General features: G+C 64.0%; 15 protein-coding genes. 5 read left to right on the top strand and 10 right to left on the bottom strand.

Features of this window, described 5'->3' with window-relative positions; translation table 11 throughout:
• Nucleotides 1-64: 64 nt before the first annotated feature.
• Nucleotides 65-2,395 (bottom strand): TonB-dependent receptor, encoded by a 2,331-nt coding sequence (locus BMX85_RS09690; RefSeq protein ID WP_090316397.1) that lies wholly within the window; start codon nucleotides 2,393-2,395, stop codon nucleotides 65-67.
• 591 nt (nucleotides 2,396-2,986) lie between these two features.
• Between BMX85_RS09690 and BMX85_RS09695 the strand changes: the two genes are divergently transcribed.
• From BMX85_RS09695 to BMX85_RS09710, 4 genes are all read left to right on the top strand, one after another.
• The gene (locus tag BMX85_RS09695; protein ID WP_090316401.1) at nucleotides 2,987-3,982 is read left to right on the top strand and encodes a BMP family lipoprotein; all 996 of its coding nucleotides are present in this window, start codon (nucleotides 2,987-2,989) and stop codon (nucleotides 3,980-3,982) included.
• Between the two features lie 129 nt (nucleotides 3,983-4,111).
• Complete coding sequence (locus BMX85_RS09700; RefSeq protein WP_090316404.1) at nucleotides 4,112-5,641, top strand: ABC transporter ATP-binding protein; 1,530 nt, start codon at nucleotides 4,112-4,114, stop codon at nucleotides 5,639-5,641.
• Nucleotides 5,638-6,711 carry an ABC transporter permease gene (locus BMX85_RS09705; protein WP_373923451.1) on the top strand — a complete coding sequence of 358 codons (1,074 nt, stop codon included), beginning with the start codon at nucleotides 5,638-5,640 and terminating at the stop codon, nucleotides 6,709-6,711. Before BMX85_RS09700 ends, BMX85_RS09705 begins: the two co-directional genes overlap by 4 nt.
• Before the next feature lie 7 nt (nucleotides 6,712-6,718).
• A complete protein-coding gene (locus BMX85_RS09710) occupies nucleotides 6,719-7,690 on the top strand; it encodes an ABC transporter permease (RefSeq protein ID WP_090316409.1) in 972 nt (323 codons plus the stop codon).
• Between the two features lie 12 nt (nucleotides 7,691-7,702).
• Here the strand turns inward: BMX85_RS09710 and BMX85_RS09715 are convergent, their stop codons facing one another.
• The 3 genes from BMX85_RS09715 to BMX85_RS09725 form a co-directional block, all read right to left on the bottom strand.
• Nucleotides 7,703-8,089, bottom strand: a complete 387-nt coding sequence (locus BMX85_RS09715; protein ID WP_090316412.1) for a c-type cytochrome — start codon at nucleotides 8,087-8,089, stop codon at nucleotides 7,703-7,705.
• 9 nt (nucleotides 8,090-8,098) lie between these two features.
• A complete protein-coding gene (locus BMX85_RS09720) occupies nucleotides 8,099-8,344 on the bottom strand; it encodes a hypothetical protein (RefSeq protein WP_090316415.1) in 246 nt (81 codons plus the stop codon).
• A gap of 236 nt (nucleotides 8,345-8,580) precedes the next feature.
• Nucleotides 8,581-9,159 (bottom strand): NUDIX domain-containing protein, encoded by a 579-nt coding sequence (locus tag BMX85_RS09725; RefSeq protein ID WP_090316418.1) that lies wholly within the window; start codon nucleotides 9,157-9,159, stop codon nucleotides 8,581-8,583.
• A 74-nt stretch (nucleotides 9,160-9,233) separates the two neighbouring features.
• On the opposite strand from BMX85_RS09725, the gene BMX85_RS09730 reads away from it, so the two are divergent.
• Nucleotides 9,234-10,013 (top strand): DeoR/GlpR family DNA-binding transcription regulator, encoded by a 780-nt coding sequence (locus tag BMX85_RS09730; RefSeq protein ID WP_090316421.1) that lies wholly within the window; start codon nucleotides 9,234-9,236, stop codon nucleotides 10,011-10,013.
• On the opposite strand, the gene BMX85_RS09735 is transcribed toward BMX85_RS09730, so the two are convergent.
• From BMX85_RS09735 to BMX85_RS09760, 6 genes are all read right to left on the bottom strand, one after another.
• Entirely contained in the window at nucleotides 10,010-12,136 is a 2,127-nt protein-coding gene (locus BMX85_RS09735) for a methyl-accepting chemotaxis protein (protein WP_090316422.1), read from the bottom strand. The two genes, BMX85_RS09730 and BMX85_RS09735, sit on opposite strands and share 4 nt — an antisense overlap.
• A gap of 22 nt (nucleotides 12,137-12,158) precedes the next feature.
• Entirely contained in the window at nucleotides 12,159-12,968 is an 810-nt protein-coding gene (locus BMX85_RS09740; RefSeq protein WP_229210371.1) for a TorF family putative porin, read from the bottom strand.
• A 164-nt stretch (nucleotides 12,969-13,132) separates the two neighbouring features.
• Nucleotides 13,133-14,209 (bottom strand): S1/P1 nuclease, encoded by a 1,077-nt coding sequence (locus tag BMX85_RS09745; RefSeq protein ID WP_090316424.1) that lies wholly within the window; start codon nucleotides 14,207-14,209, stop codon nucleotides 13,133-13,135.
• Nucleotides 14,206-15,432, bottom strand: coding sequence for a phospholipase D-like domain-containing protein (locus tag BMX85_RS09750; protein WP_090316427.1), 1,227 nt, complete (start codon nucleotides 15,430-15,432; stop codon nucleotides 14,206-14,208). Before BMX85_RS09750 ends, BMX85_RS09745 begins: the two co-directional genes overlap by 4 nt.
• Nucleotides 15,433-15,465: 33 nt before the next feature.
• The gene (locus BMX85_RS09755) at nucleotides 15,466-17,175 is read right to left on the bottom strand and encodes a bifunctional metallophosphatase/5'-nucleotidase (protein WP_090316430.1); all 1,710 of its coding nucleotides are present in this window, start codon (nucleotides 17,173-17,175) and stop codon (nucleotides 15,466-15,468) included.
• A gap of 156 nt (nucleotides 17,176-17,331) precedes the next feature.
• The gene (locus tag BMX85_RS09760) at nucleotides 17,332-20,775 is read right to left on the bottom strand and encodes a TonB-dependent receptor (protein WP_090316433.1); all 3,444 of its coding nucleotides are present in this window, start codon (nucleotides 20,773-20,775) and stop codon (nucleotides 17,332-17,334) included.
• Between the last annotated feature and the right edge of the window lie 67 nt (nucleotides 20,776-20,842).

Consider the following 20,842-nt stretch of genomic DNA (forward strand, 5'->3'; position numbering starts at 1 on the left):
GCTCCCTGGATGTGAAAATCCCCGCGCACCTTGCGATGCGCGGGGATTCTCTCATGGCTTCGATTTAGAAGTTGACTTTGAAGGTGCCGCCCCAGGTGCGCGGCTCGTTCAGCATGCCGGTCAGGTTGTCGAAGTCGATCGCGCCGACGATGACCTGGCGGTCGGTGATGTTGCGCCCGAACGCGGCCACTTCGTACTTGCCGTTGCCCCACTTGTAGCCGGCGCGCACGCCGCCCTCGGTCAGCGGCTTGGCCTTGTATTCCTTGGCCTCGTACAGGAAGAAGTTGTAGCTGCTGCGATAGGCCCAGTCGGTGTAGGCGTAGAACTCGCCGTCGCCGATCGCGGTGCTGTACTTCAGCGTGATGTTGAACTGCGACTTCGGCGCGCGCGGCAGCGGGTTGCCGTCGATGAGCGACAGGCCTGCGACGGCGCCGTCCGGATCGAGGCGTGTGCAGCCGCTGGCGCCGGTCGGGTTGTTCAATACGTTGCCGCAGTATTTCACGTACAGGTTCGGGTCCTTGATCTCGGTGTGGTTGTAGCTGTAACCGGCCGTCATGCTGAACCCATCGCTCAGGTTGGCCTGGAAGTCCAGCTCCACGCCCTGCCCGGTGACCTTGTCGGCGTTGATCAGCTGATTCATGTTGACCGAGCCGTTACCGGCGGTCAGCTGCTTGTCCTTCATCCGGTACTGGAACACGCTGGCGCTCAGGCGCGCGCGCTTCTCGAACAGGTCCTGCTTGATGCCCGCTTCATACGACACCGCTTTTTCGGCGCCGGCGAACGACGGCTGGCTGGTCAAGTCGTCCAGGCGGCCCTGCATCGACGGCGCGCGGTAGCCGGTGGCCACGCGGGCGAACAGGTTGGTCGACTTGTTCAGCTCATAGGTGCCGCTCAAGTCCCAGCTGACGTTGTGCGAGGTGTTGTCGATGTTGAAGTTGGTGCGGCCGTCGGTCTGCACGCGCGAAGCGGCGAACTCCTTTTTGTCGTTCGTGTAACGCACGCCGCCGCGCACTTTGAGCTTGTCCGAGACCGTGTAGTTCAGCGAACCGAAGGCCGCGTAGGACTTCGTGTCCTGGAACTGCACCGCGTAGTTGGCCCGCTGCGGATTGCCGGCGTCGAAGGTCTCGAAGCTGACCGAGTCGATCTGGATCTTCTCGTTGAAGAAGAACAGACCACCGATCCACTGAAGCGGGCCGCTGTAGTTCGATTCGGCGCGCAGCTCCTGCGAGAACTGCTTGTGGTTCGGCAGCACGTCGGCCGTCTCCACCGCGAACGGGATGAAGCCGGGGCCATACGGCGGCGCGTACACGGCGCCATAGCCGCCGTCGACGTCGGCGCGGCTGTAGAAGTCCAGCTTCTCGTAGCCGGTGATCGAGTTGAAGGTAACGTCGCCGGCGTTGTACTTCAGGCGGATGCTGCCGCCCTTGGTTTTCAGGTTCTGGTGGTTGATGCCGTCGCTCGGGTAGGAATCGTAGTCGAAGCCGTCGACCAGATCGTTGGTGCCCTTCTTGATGATATTGGCGCGGAACAGGGTGGCGTTGCCGTGGTAGTCGCGCGCGTGGTAGTTGAACAGCGCACTGAGGTCCTTGTTCGGCTGCACCAGCGCCTGCAGGCGGATCGCCTGGTCGCCGTAGCCTTCGAACTCCTGGGTGCCCTTGCCCGACGGGTTGGTGTTATCCACGCGGTTGCCGCGATGCTGGCTGGTGCCGGAGACGCGCAGCGCCACCGTGTCGCTGACCGGCATATTGAACATGCCCTCGACCGTTTTGGCCGAGTAGTTGCCCAGGCCGACCTGCAGATAGCCTTCCTGCTTGAAGACCGGCTTGGCGGAGTCGAACTTGATGACGCCGGCCGGGGAGTTACGGCCGAACAGCGTGCCTTGCGGGCCGCGCAGCACTTCGATCTGGTCGACGTCGAACACCGGGAAGCCCTTGAGCATGGCGTTTTCCATCACGATGTCGTCCATCACCAGGCCGACCGGCTGCGAGGCGTTCAGGTCGAAATCGGTGTTACCCAGGCCGCGGATATAAAAGCGCGGGAAGGTGCGGCCGTAATCCGATTCGATGGAGACCGACGGCGAACGGCCCGACAGGAAGCGGATGTCGGCGGCGCCGGATGTCAGCACATCGAGCTTGTCGCCCTTGACGGTGGCGATCGACATCGGCACGTCCTTGATGTTTTCGGCGCGGCGCTGCGCGGTCACGATCACCGTTTCGAGCTGGCCGCCGGCGCTGCGCGGCGCGGTGGTCGCGGCCGCGGCGTCTTGTCCCTCGGCGGCTGCCGACTGGGCGTCCGCGCCAGCTTCGGTGGCCAGGGCCGCGTGCAGCGGGAAGGCGCTCGCCACGGCCAGGGCGATCAACGATCGCACCGCGAAACCACTACTGTTCTTGCTCATAAATGCTGCTCCCGTTTGTATAAGTTTGGATGGTATTTGTAGTTATCCCGATCATCCTAGCATGGAAGAAAATGACATAAACCTACTTTTTCCATGGTTCGATTCATATCTATTTTGTCTAAATGACTAAACAAAATCGAATTTGTCGTACATATCCCGGCTGATGCATAGTGACGGATTGCCTAAAAAATAGCCGATCGCCTAGCGCAAACGCTGGTCACTTGCACAAAGCAAGACGTTTCAAGAATGGCAGGGGTGTGCCGGCAGGGCCCGCTTGACGTGCGGTCCACCACTTATCCAAACGGCAGGAAGTTTTTCCAATAGGACAAAAAGCAACAATATAAAAATATTTAATTCGGCGCCGACTGTTGCGGCAGTGCGACATGGACGGCCCGGAGCGCCGCCGCCCGGCCCCGTCAGCGATCGATCAACACTGCCATTAAAACAAGGTTTCGGCGCGGCGTGCCCGCCGGCGCCGGCCGACCCCGAGGCAAAGCTCTAAAAATCAGGGATTTGCCGCCATAAAACGGCGCCGGATTATATGTTTCGTCCAATAAAAATATACAATATCGTTCTTCCAGGAGCCTACTCATGAAACTTTCACAACTTAGTTTGACGGTTGCAGCCATCTGTATCGCTGCCAGCGCGTCCGCGGCGGACCCAAAATTGGCCATCGTGTATGACGCCGGCGGCAAGTTCGACAAATCGTTCAACCAGTCCGCCTTTGAAGGCGCCTCGCGCTTCAAGAAGGAAACCAACATCAATTTCACCGAGGTGCAAGCCTCCAGCGACACCCAGGCCGAGCAAGTGCTGCGCGGCCTGGCGCGCAAGAACATGGATTTGATCGCCTCGATCGGCTTCGCCCAGCAGTCGGCCGTGCAGAAGGTCGCCAAGGAATTTCCGAAGGTGCGTTTCGTGCTGATCGACGGCGTGGCGCAAGGCGCCAACATCAATTCGATCACCTTCAAGGAAGAAGAAGGCTCGTACCTGGTCGGCGTGGCCGCCGCGATGGCGTCCAAATCCAAGAAGCTCGGCTTCATCGGCGGCGTCGACATCCCGCTGATCCGCACCTTCGCCTGCGGCTACGCCCAGGGCGCGAAATCGGTCGACAAGAAGGTCGACGTCACCTCCAACATGGTCGGCACCACCGCCGATTCGTGGAACAACCCCGCCAAGGGCGGTGAGCTGGCCCGTTCGCAGTTCGACCGCGGCGTCGACGTGGTGTTCGCCGTCGCCGGCGGTTCGGGCCTGGGCACGCTGCAAACGGCCAAGGAAAAAGGCAAGCTGGCCATCGGCGTCGACTCCAACCAGAACCACCTGTATCCGGGTGCGATCCTGACTTCGATGGTCAAACGCGTCGACAACGCCGTCTACGACTCCTTCATGCAGGTCAAGGCCGGCACCTGGAAGGCCGGCGTGACCGCCAAGGGCATCAAGGAAGGCGGCGTCGATTGGGCGCTGGACGCCCACAACCGCTCGCTGATCACGCCGGAGATCGAAAAGCGCGTGCTGGGCGCGCGCAAGGACATCGTCGACGGCAAGGTCAAGGTCATCGATATCCGTTCCGGCGCGGCCTGCCCCGTCTGACGCCAGTTCGCATATTGAGCGCGCCGCCGGGGTTGTCCCCCGTGCGGCGCGTTTAACGTTTTACGCTTTACCGTTTTACGCATTACAGCTAACGCATTACAGCTATTTAACCGAACCGAAAACGACCCTATGCAGCCAGCAGTAGAATTTCGCGGCATCTCCAAGCATTTCGGAGCCGTCAAGGCGAACACGGACGTCAGCTTCGCCATCGCCAAGGGATCGATCCACGGCCTGGTGGGCGAGAACGGCGCCGGCAAATCGACCCTGATGAGTATCCTGTACGGCTACTACCGCGCCGACGGCGGGGAGATCCTGCTCGACGGCCAGGCGCGCCGCATCCACAACAGCCAGGAGGCGATCGCCCTCGGCATCGGCATGGTGCACCAGCACTTCATGCTGGTCGAGAACATGACCGTGCTCGACAACGTCATGCTGGGCAGCGAGGGCGGTTTCAAGCTTCAATCCAAGCGCGCCGCCGTCGAGGCCAAGCTGCGCGAGATCTGCGCCCGCTACCAGCTCGACGTCGATCCGCTGGCCACCATCCACGACCTGTCGGTGGGCGCGCAGCAGCGCGTCGAAATCCTCAAGCAGATCTACCGCAGCGCCAACATCCTGATCCTCGACGAGCCGACCGCCGTGCTGACGGCGCAGGAAACCGCGTCGCTGTTCGAGATCCTGCGCCTGTTCAAGGAACAGGGCAAAACCATCATCCTGATCACCCACAAGCTGCAGGAAATCCTCGACATCACCGACACCGTCACCGTGATGCGCGGCGGGCGCGTGATCGGCGCCGTGCCGACCGCCGGCACCACCAAGGAAGCGCTGGCCAACATGATGGTCGGCCGCCCGATCGAGAACAACCTGCCGCGCGCGCCGTACAACCCGGGCGCGCCGGTGCTGCGCGTCGAGAATCTGCAGCTCAGCGACGACCAGCAGGTCAAGCTGCTGGCCGACATCGGCTTCACCCTGCGCGCCGGCGAAATCGTGGCGATCGCCGGCGTCTCCGGCAACGGCCAGAGCGAGTTGATGGAAATCCTGTCGGGCATGCGCCTGCCGACGTCCGGCACGCTCGAATTCCTCGGCAAGGACCTGCCCTTCGGCGGCCGCTCCGACGCCGACGGCCTGCCGCGCACCTTCCGCGAACTGGGCATCGCCCACGTGCCGGAGGACCGCCTGCGCGACGGCGTCGTCAAGGCCTTCTCGGTCATGCACAACACCATCCTAGGCTACCAGGACAAGCTGAAAAACAAATGGGGCCTGCTCAACTTCAAGGCCATCGCGGCGCGCTGCGACGCGCTGATGAAAAGCTTCGACGTGCGTCCCGATAACCACGACCTGCGTATCGGCCTGCTCTCCGGCGGCAACCAGCAGAAGGTGGTGATCGCGCGCGAAGTGCTGGCGCAGCCCAAGCTGATGCTGGTCGGCCAGCCCACGCGCGGCGTCGACATCGGCACCATCGAAAGCATCCACAAACAGCTGCTGGCCCTGCGCGATTCCGGCGTGGCGATCCTGCTGGTGTCGGTGGAACTGGAGGAGGTGCGCGCGCTGGCGGACCGCATCCTCGTCATGTGCGGCGGCCGCATCACCGGCGAACTGAAAATTGAAGAATTCGACACGACCCGTATCGGCTTGCTGATGGGCGGAATGCACAAATCATGAACAAAGACCTGCCACGCTGGGCGACCGCGTTTGCCCTGCCCCTGTTGAACCTGTTGTCGGCGCTGCTGGTGACCGCGCTGGTGATCCACCTGCTGGGCGAAAGCCCGACCGAATCGCTGGCGATCCTGATCAACAGCGCCGTCGTCAATCCGGAGGGCTTGAGCTACACGCTGTTCTACGCGTCCACCTTCATCTTCACCGGCCTGGCCGTGTCGATCGCGATGGAGGCGGGCCTGTTCAACATCGGCGCCGAAGGCCAGATGTACTTCGCCGGCCTTGGCCTGACCCTGGCCATGCTGACCTTCGACAGCACCCTGCCGGCGCTGGTGCTGATCCCGGTCGGCATGATCGGCGCGGCGCTGTTCGGCGCGCTGTGGGCGTTCGTGCCCGGCTATCTGCAGGCCAAGCGCGGCAGCCACGTGGTGGTCACCACCATCATGTTCAACTACATCGCCGCCGCGCTGATGAACACCGTGATCGTCAAGCTGGTGCCGCCGGGCGAACAGAATCCGGCCAGCCGCGCCTTCGCCGCCGCCGCCGAAATGCCGCGCCTGAACCAATGGTTCCCGGTGCTGGGCGAAACCCCGCTTAACATCAGCTTTTTCCTGGCGATCATCGCGCTGGTGATTTACGGCGTGGTGGTGTCGCGCTCCTCGTGGGGCTTCAAGCTGCGCGCCACGGGCCTGAACAAGCACGCCGCCCACTACGCGGGCATCCGCATCAGCAAGATGATCATCATCGTCATGCTGATCTCGGGCGCGCTGGCCGGTCTCGGCTCGGTCAACTCCATCATGGGCTCGACCCACTACCTGTCGCTCAACTTCGTCGGCGGCGCGGGCTTCATCGGCATCGCCATCGCGCTGATGGGCCGCCAGCATCCGGTCGGCATCTTCCTGTCGGCGGTGCTGTTCGGCGCGCTGACCCAGGGCGGCTTCGACCTGTCGCTGGAGAAGCAGAACATCCCGCCGGAGACGGTGATCCTGGTGCAGGGCTTGATCATCCTGTTCTGCGGCGCGATGGAAAACCTGTACGCGCCGGCGATCGCCAAACTGCTCAAACTGAAGAAGTGAGGACACTATGACTTTCGACGACCTCCATATCGGCAGTATCCTGGTATCGACCGTGCGCAACGCGCCGGTGCTGATTTTCGCCGGCATGGCCGGCCTGTTCGCCGAGCGCTCGGGCGTGATCGACATCGGCCTTGAGGGCAAAATCCTGGCGTCGGCGTTCGTCTCGGCGGCCGTCGCCTTCACCACGCAGAATCCGTGGTACGGCGTCATGGCCGGCGTCGTGGTGTCGATGCTGCTGGCCAGCCTGCAGGCCTACATCGCCATCACGCAAAAGGGCAACCAGCTGGTGGCCGGCATCGCCATCAACATCGCCATGAGCGGCCTGACCTTCGTGGTGGCGCAGTACATCTTCCAGCAGGGCGGCCGCACGCCGGACCTGGGCTCGGCGCGCCTGTTCGACGTGGTGCTGCCGGGGACGGCGGCGGTCGAGGGCATACCGTTCATCGGCTGGGTCTACGCGCATTTGATCGGCGGCCATTCGGTGCTGGTATACATGGCCTTCGCGCTGGTGCCGCTGGTGCACTGGATCGTCTACCACAGCCGCTTCGGCCTGCGCCTGCGCGCCTGCGGCGAGAACCCGCACGCGGCCGACGCGGCGGGCGTGAGCGTCGAGCGCCAGCGCTACATGGCGATGCTGATCGCCGGTTTCCTGTGCTCGTTCGCGGGCGCCTACCTGTCGATCGTGCAGAGCGGCTTCTTCCTGCGCGACATGTCGGCCGGCGCCGGCTACCTGGCGCTGACGGCGATGGTGTTCGGTAACTGGCGTCCGCTGTACACCTTCCTGGGCTGCCTGATGTTCGGCTTCTTCGGCGCGGTGCAAATCCAGATCGAAGGCGTGGAACTGCCGGGCATCGGCCGCCTGCCGGGCGCGATGATCCAGATGGTGCCGTACGTGCTGACCGTGATCGTGCTGGCGGGCCTGATGGCCAAGTCGGTGGCGCCGAAATCGCTCGGCATCCCGTTCGTCAAGTCGCGCTAATCCCGCCCTCTCCTAGCGGAACTCCCGCATATACACCAGCAGATCGGCGATCTGCTGGTCGTCGCCGATACCCCAAAAACGCATGCTGGTCCCCGGCACCACGTCGTGCGGCGCGCGCAGGTACGCGGCCAGTTTTTGCTCGGTCCAGACGATGCCCGATTTCTTCATCGCTTCGGAATACTTGAAGTCCGGCGTGGACGCCGCCTTGCGGCCGATGATGCCGTTCAGCTGTGGGCCGTAGCCGGCCTGCGCGTAGCGGCCGACCTGATGGCACGAGGCGCACTTGCGGAACGCCGCCTCGCCGGCCTTGGCGTTGCCGACGTAAGCGGCGGCGCCGGCGTGGCTTGAAAAGAGCAAGGCCGCCATCGCAGCGGCGAGTAGGCTGCTAATGATGCGCATCGGTCGTTTCTATAATTGCTCCACCGGATAATGGATCGTTTCGTAGCTGCTAACCATTTTCGCCAACAACTCCAACAGTCCCGCCAAAGGATGTTGCTCATCTTCCCCCATTACATCCAGTACGCGGTTCATCAACGCGACAGTGTGATCGTAGTCCGTTTCGGTTTTAATCGGCCTCAGCCCAGCGGTGTGGTCGAACTCCTGCCACGCTGCAGCCAGGGCAGTGCCATCGATCTGATCAACGAGAAAATTCATGGTTATGCCTTTCCCTGACGGTAACGCTTGCACCACTTATCGTATTCTGCATGGGTCAACATGCACATAGTCCGCGCCAGGGAAAACGAAACGCATCCGTCACTGTAGGACTTTAAACCTTTTTACGATTGAGGGCACCCAAAAAGTGTGGCCGAGCCACCGGCTGGGATTGGCCGATTACGCTTCGCTAATCCGCCCTACGTGGAACAGTCGTCACATCGAGTTCACTCTAACGTTTAACGCAGCAGGTGCAGCGCGGCATATTGCAGCAGCATGATGGTTTTGCCATCGGCGATTTCGCCGGAGGCCATCATCGCCATCGCCTGCTCCATCGGCAGTTCCAGCACTTCGATGTCCTCGCCCTCTTCCGCCACGCCGCCGCCGCTGCCGGGACGCGACGCCGGATCGTATTCCGCGACGAAGAAGTGCAGCCGCTCCGTGACCGAGCCGGGACTCATGAACGCCTCGAACACCTTATGCACCTCGCCGATGCGATACCCCGTCTCCTCCTCCACCTCGGCCTTGATGCGCACCTCCGGCGTGGCCTGGTCCAGCAGCCCGGCCGGCGCCTCGATCAAGAAGCCGGGGTGCCCTTCGACATACGCCGGAAAACGGAACTGCCGCACCAGCACCACGGTGCGCCGCTCGCGGTTGTACAGCAGGATCGTCGCGCCATGGCCGCGATCATAGGTTTCACGCGACTGGCGCTGCCAGGTGCCGTCGCTGCGGCGATAGTCGAACGTGGTCTTCTTCAGCACGAACCAGTCGTCGGACAGGGTTTCGACTTTGTGGATGCGGATACGATCTTCGGGCATGGTGGACTCTCTGAGTTGCGTATTTTTACGATATCATGCATTATCGTGCAATATCAAGATAATTCGTGCAAATCATGCTCACTCGTCAACGCAAGGAACTGCTACTATCGCGCCTCAAAGAGGACGGACAGATCGTCGCCAAATCATTGAGCGAGGAGTGGGGATTATCGGAGGACACGATACGGCGCGACCTGCGCGAGCTGGCCGGCGAAGGCTTGCTGCAGCGGGTGCACGGCGGCGCGCTGCCGCTGGCGGCGCCGCTGCCCGCGTCACCCGCGATGGGCAACTTCGCCGAGCGCCAGCAGATATCGAGCGACGCCAAGCCTGCCATTGCCCGCGCGGCGGCCGCCATGATCAAAACGGGCCAGATGGTGTTCATTGACGGCGGTACGACGGCGGTCCAGTTGGCGCGCCATTTGCCTGCCGATTTGAAGTGCACCGTCGTCACGCACAGTCCCAGCATCGCGGTCGAACTGGCAGACCATCCGCTGATCGACGTGATCATGATCGGCGGCCGCCTGTTCAAGCATTCGATCGTCGCCATGGGACCGGCCGCGCTGGACGCCATCGCGCAGATCCGCACCGATATCTACTTCATGGGCGTTTGCAGCCTGCATCCGGAGCAAGGCATCAGCACCGGCGACTACGACGAGGCCGGGGTCAAGCGCGCGATAGCGGCGGCGGCGCACAAGACGGTGGTGCTGGCGTCGCCGGAAAAGCTCGACACCGCGTCACCGTTCCAGATCGCGCCGATGGACAGCGTCGGCGCGATCATCGTCAACGCCGGCGTGCCGGACGCGCTGCTGGCGCCCTACCGCGACATGGGTATCGACGTGGTGCTGGCCGACGGCTAGAACTCTTCCCACTCGCTGTCCGCCTTCGCCGGCTTGGAGGCCGGCCTGGAGGCGGCCTTCGCAGGCCGCGCGATAGCGGCACGCGGGGCGGCAACCGGCGCGGTCACGCGTGCAGGGACGGTCGCAGGCCTGCGCGCGGGGATGGACAACGACGGCGCCGCGCCGCGATCGAGCTTGAACACGCTCACCGCCTGCGCCAGGTGGGCCGCCTGCTCCTGCAGGCTCTCGGCGGCGGCGGCGGCCTGCTCCACCAGCGCCGCGTTCTGCTGCGTCACCCCGTCCATCTGCACGACCGCCTGGTTGACCTGCGCGATACCCTCGCTCTGCTCGGCCGTGGCGACCGTGATCTCGCTCATGATCTCCGTCACGCGGCGCACGCTGGCCACCACCTCGTCCATCGTGCCGCCGGCCTCGTCGACCAGGCGGCTGCCCGCCGCCACCTTGCCGACCGAGTCGTCGATCAGCGCCTTGATCTCCTTGGCCGCCGCCGCGCTGCGCTGCGCCAGATTGCGCACCTCCGATGCGACCACCGCGAAACCGCGTCCCTGCTCGCCCGCGCGCGCCGCCTCGACCGCCGCGTTCAAGGCCAGGATGTTGGTCTGGAACGCGATGCCGTCGATGACGCTGATGATGTCGACGATCTGGTTGGACGACGCATTGATCGAGGCCATCGTCGCCACCACCTGCGTCACCACCGCGCCGCTCTTTTCAGCCACCGCCGATGCCGATCCGGCCAGCTGGTTGGCCAAGCGCGCGTTCTCCGCGTTCTCCTTGACGGTGCTGGTCAACTCCTCGATCGAGGCGGCCGTTTCCTCCAGCGCGCTGGCCTGCTGCTCGGTGCGCGCCGACAGGTCGGCGTTGCCGTGCGAGATTTCGGAACTGCCTCGGGCGACGTTTTCCGCGCTCGCGCTCACCTGCAGCAGCACGTCGTGGATCTTGCCGACGAACTGATTGAAGCCGTTGCCGATCACCGCCAGCTCGTCTTTTCCAACGACGTCCAGCTTCACGCTCAAATCGGCGTCGCCGCTCGACAACGCCGTCATGCGCTCGCCCAGCACGCGCAAGGGGCTGGTCAGGCGGAACACCACGGCGATCAGGATCAGGGCCGTCGCCACCGCGCACACCAGCGAGACGATCAGCGTGTACAGCAGCAGCTCGCGCGCGGGCGCGGTCGCCACGCTTTTCGGGAACGTCAGCTTCACCGACCATGGCGCGACTTCGGCGTGGATCGACAGCGGCTGCAGCAGATGCACCATGCCCTGCTCCTCGTATTCGTAGGATTTGCCCTCGCGGACCCGCGCCAGTCCTTCGGGCGGTACGTCGTCGGCCTTCTTGCCCAGCTTTTCTGCGACCGGATTGCTGGCATACAGGCCGCCATTGGAAATCAGGCTCAGTTTCGCGCCCTCGATGGTTTTCAGCTCGGCGAGGATTTTGCCAAGCCGTGTGAGCATGAAGTCGGCGCTGGCAACGCCTTTGAACTGGCCCTCGACGAGGATCGGCGCCACCAGGGACGCCATCAACACCGGTTTGCCCGCGACCGGATAATTATAAGGTTCGGTGAAGAACACTTTGCCCGAACGCTTGGGAATGTCGTACCAGTCGTTGGCGCCCGGTGCGCTGTCGAACACGATCGGCTCGGCCTGCACGCCGCCGGCGCTGGTGCGGGTCCAGTACGGCATATAGCGCCCGGTGGCGTCGTACAACGGCGCCTTGCCCGCGAACTCGGCGTCCTTGCCGTCCAGGGCGTTCGGCTCCCAGGTGACGGCGGCGCCGATCAGGTCCTCCGAGCCGCCCAAGGTGGCCTTGACCATCTCGTTGACCTGGTCCCGCGCCAACGGCAGCTTGGCCGCGCTGGTGGCGCGCATGGCGCCGCCCAGGTTGATGACCGCCGACAGATTGGTGACGATGCGCGCCTGCAGCGCGTCGGACACTTGGCGCGCCGAGGTGCGTGCCAGCTCCATCGCCGCAGCCTCCGCGCTGGCGCTGCTGCGGATGCCGATCACGGTCGCGGTGACCGCGAGGCTGAGCACCACCAGCGCGGTGGCGGCGGCGCAGATCTTGCCGTTGAGTGAGAGGCTGAAGCGCGAGCCGCGCACGGCGTTGGAGGAAGCTGCGTTAGTCATGGATGGCCTGTACGCAAAAGGGTCAGAAGGTCCGGGTCAGCGACAGCACGAAAGTGCCCTCGGCCGGATTGGAGCTCTCGATCACGCCGGCGGAATTGGGTATCCCCAGCGTGTAGCGGTCGTAGGCGTCGGTGGCGCCGTGGGCGCGCGTGTAGGCGGCGGCAGCGCTCCACCCGGGCGCCAGCGCCTTGCTGACGCCAACCTTGTAGTCGCGCCAGTTCCAGACACTGTTGTTGGCCACCCGGCCCTGGCCGGCGTGCAGCTGCAGCGCGTAGCCGCCGCCAAGGTCGATATTGGCGCCGACATCCAGATAGCCGGTGCCGCGCGCGTTCTCGATGCCGAAGAACTCCTTGCTGACCGTGTAGTTGTATTTGGCGTAGGCGAACTTGTAGCTCAGGCCCAGCGCGAGCTCGGTGTAGTCGTAAGTGGTGGCGGTGGCGCGGTATTCGGCGCCGGGATAGATGTAGACATACAGCCCGCCGGAGTAGCCGATATCGCCGGCGCTGCCGTTGTAGGCGCCGTAGATGTCCCACTCGAGCGTGCCGTCCTCGATGTAGCGGTTGCTGACGGTCGACAGCCAGGTGCCGGCGGAAAAGCCGGCAGGGCCGGCGTAATCGAAGCCGCCCTGCAGCGCGGGCTTGCCCCAGGTCTGGCGAAAGCCGCGCGAGATGTACTGCGACGCCAGCGTGACGTTCGCGCTGAATGGCGAGACGGCGGCCGGGTCCCGCGCCGGCTCGCCGACCGCGTTCTGCGCGCCGGCCCGCGGGCAGCACACGCCCAGCGCGGCCGCCATCGCCATCAGGCGGACCAGGTCCGCCGCGTGCTTATCCATATTACCTCCGACAGCGTTTGCCAGCGAAAAATCGGTTGCACGTGGGCGGGGTCGCGGCCTACGAAATCAAGAGCTTCGTCTCTAGCATAAGCAGTAGCGATGTCGGAAGTCAACAAAGCGCTCAACGGTACGAGCGATCCGTTGTTATGGCACCATCCCGGTCGTCAGGGCCAGATGGCCTTGAGCACGGCGGCCAAATGGTAGCCGCCCCGGGTCAGCTGCGTCCTGGCGGCGGCCGAGGTCGGCACCGGATAATCGTCCGGCACCGACACCGGCCAGGTGTAGTAGACCGCGCCGGTGGTCTTGCTGGTCTGCGTGGACATGGCGCCCGGCACCACGCCGTCGTACGCCAGTTTGGATACCGCCAGCGCCTGTTCGGCCCATTGATAGGGCCAGCCGACCGGATCGCCGCTGTCGACGGCGACCGCAGGATTGGCCGCGATGACCAGCTTCGCGAATTGCTCCGGCGTGCGCGCGTCGATGCGGCGGAAGGCGTAGTTCACCACCGAGCCGTCCCAATACGAATGTAGCGGGCGGGTAGTCCTGGGCGCGCGCGGCGGGCCGGGAGGATCGACGTTTTCGGCCTCTGGCGGCGGAATCAGGCGTCCACTGCTCTCGCCCAGTTTGACGTCGTCGAGCAGCAGGTTGTTGCCGCCCTGGGTGGCGAACGCCGCGCCGGCGTCGAGCTGCGCCTGCCCCGCCGGCACCACGAATCCGCCGTCCTTGCCGACATACGCTTCGCCCACGTGCAGCGGTTGCGCGATATCGCCGGTCAGATGGGTCAGAATCAGCAAAGCCTGGCGCGGCGTGAAGTTGCGCGGATTGCTGACCGAATCGCCCTTGCCCTGCAAAGTAACGATGCACTGCTTGAGCGTCTGCACGATGTCGTCGTCTGCCGTCCCCACCGCGTGGTCGTGGTACTCGCTCAGCTGGAACGGCACGTTGGTGTAGTGGTACTCACTATGGCGGGGATTGGCCGCCACATAGGCCTCCATCTCCGCCGTCTGCGGGCCGCAATAAGTCCCCTTGATGCAGTCCGCCCAGGTGGCGATCTTTTCCAGGCTCTCGCCGGGCAGCAGCAAGTCCCGCACGCGCTTTTCGGCGTTGCTGCCCATGATCAGTTGATCGGCGATGGCGCCGACCGCGCGGTGGCCGTCGTTGCCCCACGCCTGCGCGTCGGAGCAGACAAACGCGGAGGCGAAGGCGCCGCACACCGCCGCTACCACCAATAGCTTCTTCATTCCGCTTTGCCTTTGACCGGTTTTGGGTACTGCTTGTTGATGTCGAGCGCCTGCGCGTACTGCGAGCTCCAGATCCGCTCCTGCGTGGCCGCCAGTCGCTGCGCCATTTTCTCGTTACGCATCACCACTTCCATATTACGCGACAAATCCATATAGCCGCCGGACCAGTTGCTGGTACCGACCCACGCGACCTGATTGTCGATCACCATGGTCTTGCTGTGGATGACGCGCGCGAACGGAATGAAACCGCCCGACGCCGCCGGTATCGTCACCACGCGGATCTCCACGTTCGGCAGCATCGCCAGGCTTTTCAGATAGGCCTGCGCCGGTTGCTCCAGGTTCCAGTTGGAGACCATCAGCTTGATCTTGACGCCGCGATTGGCGGCGGCGCGCACCGCGTTGTCGATCACCGCGTAGTACGGGCGCGTGCCCTTCGGCCCATAACTGAGCGGCGCGTACTCCAACAGCTGGATCCGCACTTCGCTTTTGGCGTCGGCCAGCAGCGCCGGCAAGCCGGACTCGGAGTCGCCGATGCCGGCCGGGTTATAGCGGTTCGGACTGGCCAGCAGGAAGGTCTCCTGGCGGTAGTTGGGTGCCGCCGTGATGGCGTTCAGCGCCGGCACCGCCGTGCCCTGCTCCGTCAGCGCCTGCGCGCGCCAGTCCTGGTTGAACACCGCCAGCACCTGGCCAACCAGCTTGGGATCGGTGATGCGCAGTCCCGTCTCGTGGATATGCTCGAAGGCGCGCCAGTCGAAGTTCTGGCTGCCGATGAAGGCCGTGGCGCCATCGACCACCATGTACTTGGCATGGATGATGCCGTTGCCGGTCAACTTGCTGAAATCGAGCATGCGCAGTTCCAGGTTAGGAATCGCCCGCAACTGGTCCAAGGTCGGTTTCTCCGACAGGCCCAGGCCTTTTTGTTCGAGCAGGAAGCGGATCTTGACACCGCGCTTGCCGGCCGCCGCCAGGCGCTCGACGACCTTGTCGAACGCGCTGCCCGGCTTATTGACCGCGTAGAACTGGCCGATCACGATCTCGGTTTTGGCGTTGTCGAACATCTCGCTCCACACCGTCGCGGGATCGCGCAGGTCGTCGCTGCGCAGCGACGTTTCGACCGGCGCGGTTTGCACCAGTTCAAAGCCGGGGATGGAAAACTCGGCGCGCGCCGGCGCGGCGGAAGCCAGCAGCGTCGACACGGCGACGGAAAGTAAGGTACGACGCATAGCGGTTACTCCAATAAATGTATTTAGTCTTGATTACCGCAGGCGCCGGATGCGCTGCTGCGTCCCGGCCCTGCCGGCCGGCTTGCCCGCCTCCTCGCGCTTGACCAGGTAGGCGGTCAGCGCATCGACGGCGAGCACGCCCGTTTCGGCGCGGTTGCTGCCATTGGCGAACATCGGAAACGCATCGCCGCCTTCGGCCAGAAAGTTATTCACTATCACGCGGTAGGACGACTCCCTCTGCAACGGCACGCCGTTCAGCGTCACGCTGTCGGGCAGCACCTTGCTGCCTTCGCCGCGTTTCGCATCCCACTGATAGGCGAAGCCGTCGGACACCTGCAGCAGCCCGCGCCACGAATCGCGCCCGCCGATCCACTGCTGTTCCAGCAGCTCGTGGATCTGCCAACCTTTAAGGTTCATCGCCACCAGCTTGTTCCCGAACGGTAGCACCGCCTGCGCCTGGCCGACCGCGACACGGTTACCGGCGCCGCTTTCCAGGTCCCTGCGCATGCCGCCGTTGTTCATGAAGGCGATCTGCGCGCCGAACGGGCGTCCCGCCGCCAGCACCGAGTCGGCAACCAGGTCGCCCAGCGGCGACTCGCCGCCGTCATCGAGATCGCGCTCCACGCTGGGCACGGCCAGCGCCGCCACCGGACGCGCCAGTTGCGCCGCGCTGCGCTCGCGCGCCTTCTTCAGATACGCCTCGAGCGCTGGGTCGGCCGGCCAGGCACCCGGCACCATCACCTCCTGCGTGGCGCTGGCGTCGCGCAGCGTGTTGGTGGCGGTATCGATGCGCAGCTTGATGCGCGCCATCACGTGGCCGGCCGTATCGGACTGCGTCACCAGGCGGCCGTCCACCCGGCACAGATAGCCCTTGTGCGAGTGGCCGCTGACCACCACGCGGATCGCCGGATCGAGGCGTTTGACGACATCGACGACCGGGCCTTTCAGCTGCCCGCAATCGTGCTGGTCGAACTTCTCGACGGTGGTGCCGCCCTGGTGCAGCAGCACCACGAACACGCCCACGCCCTGCTGGCGCAGTTCCGGCAACTGGCGGTTGATCGCGTCCGCCTCGTCGATGAATTCGAGGCCGGCGATGCCGGACGCCATCGAGGTTTCGGCGGTCTCGCGCAGCACGGTGCCGATGAAGGCCACCTTGACGCCATGCGCGGTCTCGATCTTGTAGGCCGGCAGGATCGGCTTGCGGGTGACCATGTCGATCACGTTGGCGGCCAGATAACTGAATTTCGCGCCGGCGTAGTCCGGATCGAACTTGCAGGCCTTGTCGGCGCGCGGCGATTTGCAGCCGCCCTTCTGCTGGCGCAGCAGCTCGATGCGGCCGGCGTCGAATTCGTGATTGCCGACGGTGCTCGCGCGCAGTCCCAACAAATCCATCGCCGCCAAGGTCGGCTCGTCGGCCCACATCGACGAGATGGCCGGGCTGGCGCCGATCAAATCGCCGGCGCCGACCAGCAGCAGTTCCGGGTCCTGCTTGCGCCAGGCCCGCAGCGCCGCGCCCAGCGTATCGATACCGCCGGCCATCACCGTGCGCGCGTCGTCATGGCGCACGCTGTCGTACACGAATCGGCTCGGTTCGAGGTTGCCATGGAAGTCGTTGAGCGTGGCCAGTTGCACCTCGACGACGCCCGGCGGCAACGGTGGCGGTCCGAAGGCGCAGCCGCCGGACAAGGCCGCCAGCGCGCCCGCCAACACGGCGCCGGCGACGGAACTCAAAGGTTTAGTCATTACTGATCAATCGGAAATAATCAAATATTGTACAGCCCGGGCCGGCCGAAAAACGGCGCCGGGCCCGGCAAAAATATTACGTTACAAACCGTCCCGCAATAAAAAAACGGCTGATGTCGCCACCAGCCGTTTTTGGATCAACAAGGAGTTACGAACTTAGAATTCGTACTTCACAGTCGCCTGGATGGCCCACTGCGATTCGCCCTTGTTCTGGCGAACGTCCAGCGATTCGACGTTGTCGCGCACCTTGTAGATGTAACGGCCGGCGGCGTCCAAACCAGCGAAGTCGACGAAGCTGCGGGCTTGGGCGCCAGCGGCCTGGAAGCCGACTTCGTTGATACGGCCCCACTTCTTGTTCAGCAGGTTGCCGAAGTTGAACAGGTCCAGCGTGAACGACGCCTTGTTGCCTTTGAACAGACCCGGGATCTCTTGCGCGATACGCAGATCGAAGGTGTTGGTCCAAGGCGAGAAGTCGCTGTTACGGTCGACGACGCGGCCTTTCGCATTACGCAGAACGCCATTGGCGTTGACGATCGACCAGAACTTGTTTTCGTTGGTCTTGTTGGTCGCGGTGTCGCCCAGGAACACCACCTGGCCCGAACCCGGCGCCGACGGAATGTACATCAGGTCGTTGCCGCCCAGGCCATCGCCGTTCAAGTCGTTGTTGATGGTCCAGCTGTATGGCTTGCCGGTGCGGCCTTCGTAGAACATGCCGAAGGTGGTCTTGTACGAACCGAAGAAACGCTTCTGGAAGTTGACCAGCGCGTTGATACGGTCTTTCACCAGATAGCTCGAGTTGGCGTTGACTTCCTCGTTCGGGTTGAACACCGAACGGCCGCTGTAGTTCGAGCTCGACGTCGACGACGTCAGGCCGGACACTTCCTTGGCATCGGTGTAGGTGTACGACAGCGACCAGCCGAAGCCGTTGGTCATCGGACGGCTCAGCGACGCGGTGGCCAGGTTGCTGCCGCCCTTGTCGGTCGCGGTGGCGACCAGCACGTTGTTGAAGCCGATGTTGCTGCCCGACTTGGTGCGCGCGGCGGCGCGGGCGGAGGTTGCCCCGCAGGTGGCGCCGGTGGTGGTCAGCGTACCGGTCGACGACCAGCAACGGGTATCGTAGGCGGCGTCGCTGTAGTACAGCTCACGGCCATCGGTACCGATGCGGGTGGCCGCGCCCAGGTTCAGGTTGCGGTAGTAGATGCCGTCCTTGACCTTGGTGTTCATGTACTCCAGGCCCAGCACCAGGCCGTACCATGGCAGTTCGGTGTCGAAGGCGATGTTCGATTTCCACACCGACGGCTGCTTCAGGCCCGGCGCCAGGGCGTCGACGTTCAACTGGGCGGTGCTGGTGCCGCCGCTCAGCGTGGTCGGCTGCTTGGTGATGTCCGGCGTGAAGGTGCCGCCGACGTTCGGGCAGGCCCGGGTCGAGGCGCTGCAGCTGATGCTGGAGGTGGCCACGCCAGGGTTGGAGAACGGATTCGACAGCCACACGGTGGCGGCCGCGCCCTGGAACAAGCCGGCGCCGCCGCGGATTTGCATCTTGCGCACGGTGTCGAAGCTGTAGTTGAAGCCGGCGCGCGGCTGCCAGACATTCTGGCCGTCGAAGGTGACGGTGTTGTCCAGGCCGAAGCCGCCGGTCTGACGGTTGTCGGTGGCGCCGCTGGCGGCGACAGCGGCTTGCGCGACGCGGGTATTGAGCAGCGGACGGTCGTTCATGCGGGTGGCGTCCAGGCGCACGCCGTAGCTGACGGTCAGTTGCGGCGTGACGCTCCAGGTGTCTTGCAGGAACAGGCCGTAGTTCTTCATGCTGAAGCTCGACACGGCGCTGTCGAGCGAGAATCCATTGTTCGGCGTTTGCAACGTGTACGACGATGGACGGCCGATGCGGAAGTTCTCCAGCACGGCGGCCTGCATGTTGGCGTTGTTGCCGCAGTCGGTCAGCGTGCCGCCGCCCAGGAACGCGTAGTTCCAGTTCTGCACGCACGAGAACGTGTAGTTGCCCCAGATGTTCTGCAGGAAGGCGTTGTAGACATCGTTCTTGCTGTAGTCCGAGCCGAACTTGACTTCGTGATCGCCCAGCGACCAGTTGGCGCCCGCGTAGGCGTCCTTGGTCTTGGTGCCGAGGATGTTGCGGTGGCGGCTGTTATCGGTACCGAACGACAGCGTGCGGGCGGCGGTCGACACCGTCGACGGCGTGCCGGCCGGATTGGCGCCGGTGAACGACAGGTTCATCAGCGGCAGCGCGGAGTTCAGCGACGGCGTGCTGTCGTAGTCGCGCGACGACACTTTCACCTCGGTCGAGAAGGTCGGGCTCCAGTCGGCGGTCCACTGGCCGACCAGCGTCTCGATGACTTTCTCTTGCGAGAACCATTCCGAGTTGAGCGACAGGCCGGTGGCCGACATGCCGGTGAATTGCGGCTCCGCCTGCTTGGTCTTCGAGTAGCGGAACATGGCGCGGTGGTTGTCGTTGATGTTCCAGTCGACCTTGACCAGGCTATCGTCGACGGTCAGCTGGGAACCGGCCGACATCGACGAATCGCCGATGTTGATGCCATACGTGTTCTTGGCGATATCGGTGGCGCTGGCGATGGCCGCCGGCGTGATGCCGACGTTGGTCAGCGAACTGCCCAGCGGGCCGAACGATGGCGCGTTGCGGGTCGATTCCAGTTTCTCGTAGGCGGCGAACAGGAACAGCTTGTCCTGGATCAGCGGCAGACCGACGGTCGCGCCCTTGGTCGTTTCCTTGAACGGCGCCGGCTTGGAGTAGGTGTCGGTGGAGGCGTTGTAGCGATCGCCGGCCATGCTGTCGTTACGGAACACGTAGTAGACGCTGCCCTTGACGGTGTTGGTGCCGGACTTGGTGACCGCGTTGATATTGCCGCCGGTGTAGCCCTTTTGCGTGACGTCGTAGTTGGCGACGTTGACCTGCACCGACTGGATCGCTTCGATCGAGATCGGCTGCTTGGCGGTCGGGCTGCCGTTCGACTCCAGGCCGAACGTATCGTTGACGGCCACGCCGTCGATGGTCAGCGAGTTGTAGCGCGAGTTCTGGCCGGCGACGGACATCTCGCCGCGCTCCTTGTCGGTCTGCGACACGCGCGGATCGGCACGGGCATAGTCTTGCAGGTTGCGGTTGATCGAACCCTGGATCGCCAGTTCGGTGGCGCTGATGCTGGTGCCGGCGCCCATGTTGGTTTTGTTGAAGCGCTCCGAGCGGCCACCGGCGGTGCCGGCGATGGTCACGGTTTGCATCGAGCCGCCCAGGGTCGCGTCGACCGTGGCGGTTTCCGCCAGTTGCGTGAAGACGCCTTCGCGTTTTTCCACAACGCCGTCTTTGGTGATCGTGATCGTGTACGGACCGCCGGTACGCAGACCGCGCTGGACGTAACGGCCCTCGGCGTCGGTCACGATGTTGGTCACGGTACCGGATTCGGTATGGACGATGGTAACGGTCGCGCCCGCTGCTGGCTTGCCGTCGGCCACCGAGATGCGGCCGCCGATGGCCGACGTCGTGTTCTGTGCAAAGGCCGGTGCCGCCGCGAGCGCGATAGACAGGCTGAGCGCTATTTGCGTCAGCTTGAGCCGTTTATGATTGATCATTGTATAACCCCAAAAAAGACTAATAGTTATGTGGAAATCCCGCTGATGGCGGCACTCCGCTTTACGT

The organism is Duganella sp. CF517 (assembly GCF_900110275.1).
Classification (GTDB): Bacteria; Pseudomonadota; Gammaproteobacteria; order Burkholderiales; family Burkholderiaceae_D; genus Rugamonas.

Excerpts from the sequence above, each read along its gene's own strand:
- BMX85_RS09725 (WP_090316418.1), bottom strand. The coding sequence starts at position 9,159 with ATGCCCGAAGATCGTATCCGCATCCACAAAGTCGAAACCCTGTCCGAC.
- BMX85_RS09700 (WP_090316404.1), top strand. The coding sequence starts at position 4,112 with ATGCAGCCAGCAGTAGAATTTCGCGGCATCTCCAAGCATTTCGGAGCC.
- BMX85_RS09720 (WP_090316415.1), bottom strand. The coding sequence starts at position 8,344 with ATGAATTTTCTCGTTGATCAGATCGATGGCACTGCCCTGGCTGCAGCG.
- BMX85_RS09735 (WP_090316422.1), bottom strand. The coding sequence starts at position 12,136 with ATGACTAACGCAGCTTCCTCCAACGCCGTGCGCGGCTCGCGCTTCAGC.
- BMX85_RS09705 (WP_373923451.1), top strand. The coding sequence starts at position 5,638 with ATGAACAAAGACCTGCCACGCTGGGCGACCGCGTTTGCCCTGCCCCTG.
- BMX85_RS09690 (WP_090316397.1), bottom strand. The coding sequence starts at position 2,395 with ATGAGCAAGAACAGTAGTGGTTTCGCGGTGCGATCGTTGATCGCCCTG.
- BMX85_RS09755 (WP_090316430.1), bottom strand. The coding sequence starts at position 17,175 with ATGACTAAACCTTTGAGTTCCGTCGCCGGCGCCGTGTTGGCGGGCGCG.
- BMX85_RS09695 (WP_090316401.1), top strand. The coding sequence starts at position 2,987 with ATGAAACTTTCACAACTTAGTTTGACGGTTGCAGCCATCTGTATCGCT.
- BMX85_RS09715 (WP_090316412.1), bottom strand. The coding sequence starts at position 8,089 with ATGCGCATCATTAGCAGCCTACTCGCCGCTGCGATGGCGGCCTTGCTC.
- BMX85_RS09750 (WP_090316427.1), bottom strand. The coding sequence starts at position 15,432 with ATGCGTCGTACCTTACTTTCCGTCGCCGTGTCGACGCTGCTGGCTTCC.
- BMX85_RS09745 (WP_090316424.1), bottom strand. The coding sequence starts at position 14,209 with ATGAAGAAGCTATTGGTGGTAGCGGCGGTGTGCGGCGCCTTCGCCTCC.
- BMX85_RS09740 (WP_229210371.1), bottom strand. The coding sequence starts at position 12,968 with ATGGATAAGCACGCGGCGGACCTGGTCCGCCTGATGGCGATGGCGGCC.
- BMX85_RS09730 (WP_090316421.1), top strand. The coding sequence starts at position 9,234 with ATGCTCACTCGTCAACGCAAGGAACTGCTACTATCGCGCCTCAAAGAG.
- BMX85_RS09760 (WP_090316433.1), bottom strand. The coding sequence starts at position 20,775 with ATGATCAATCATAAACGGCTCAAGCTGACGCAAATAGCGCTCAGCCTG.
- BMX85_RS09710 (WP_090316409.1), top strand. The coding sequence starts at position 6,719 with ATGACTTTCGACGACCTCCATATCGGCAGTATCCTGGTATCGACCGTG.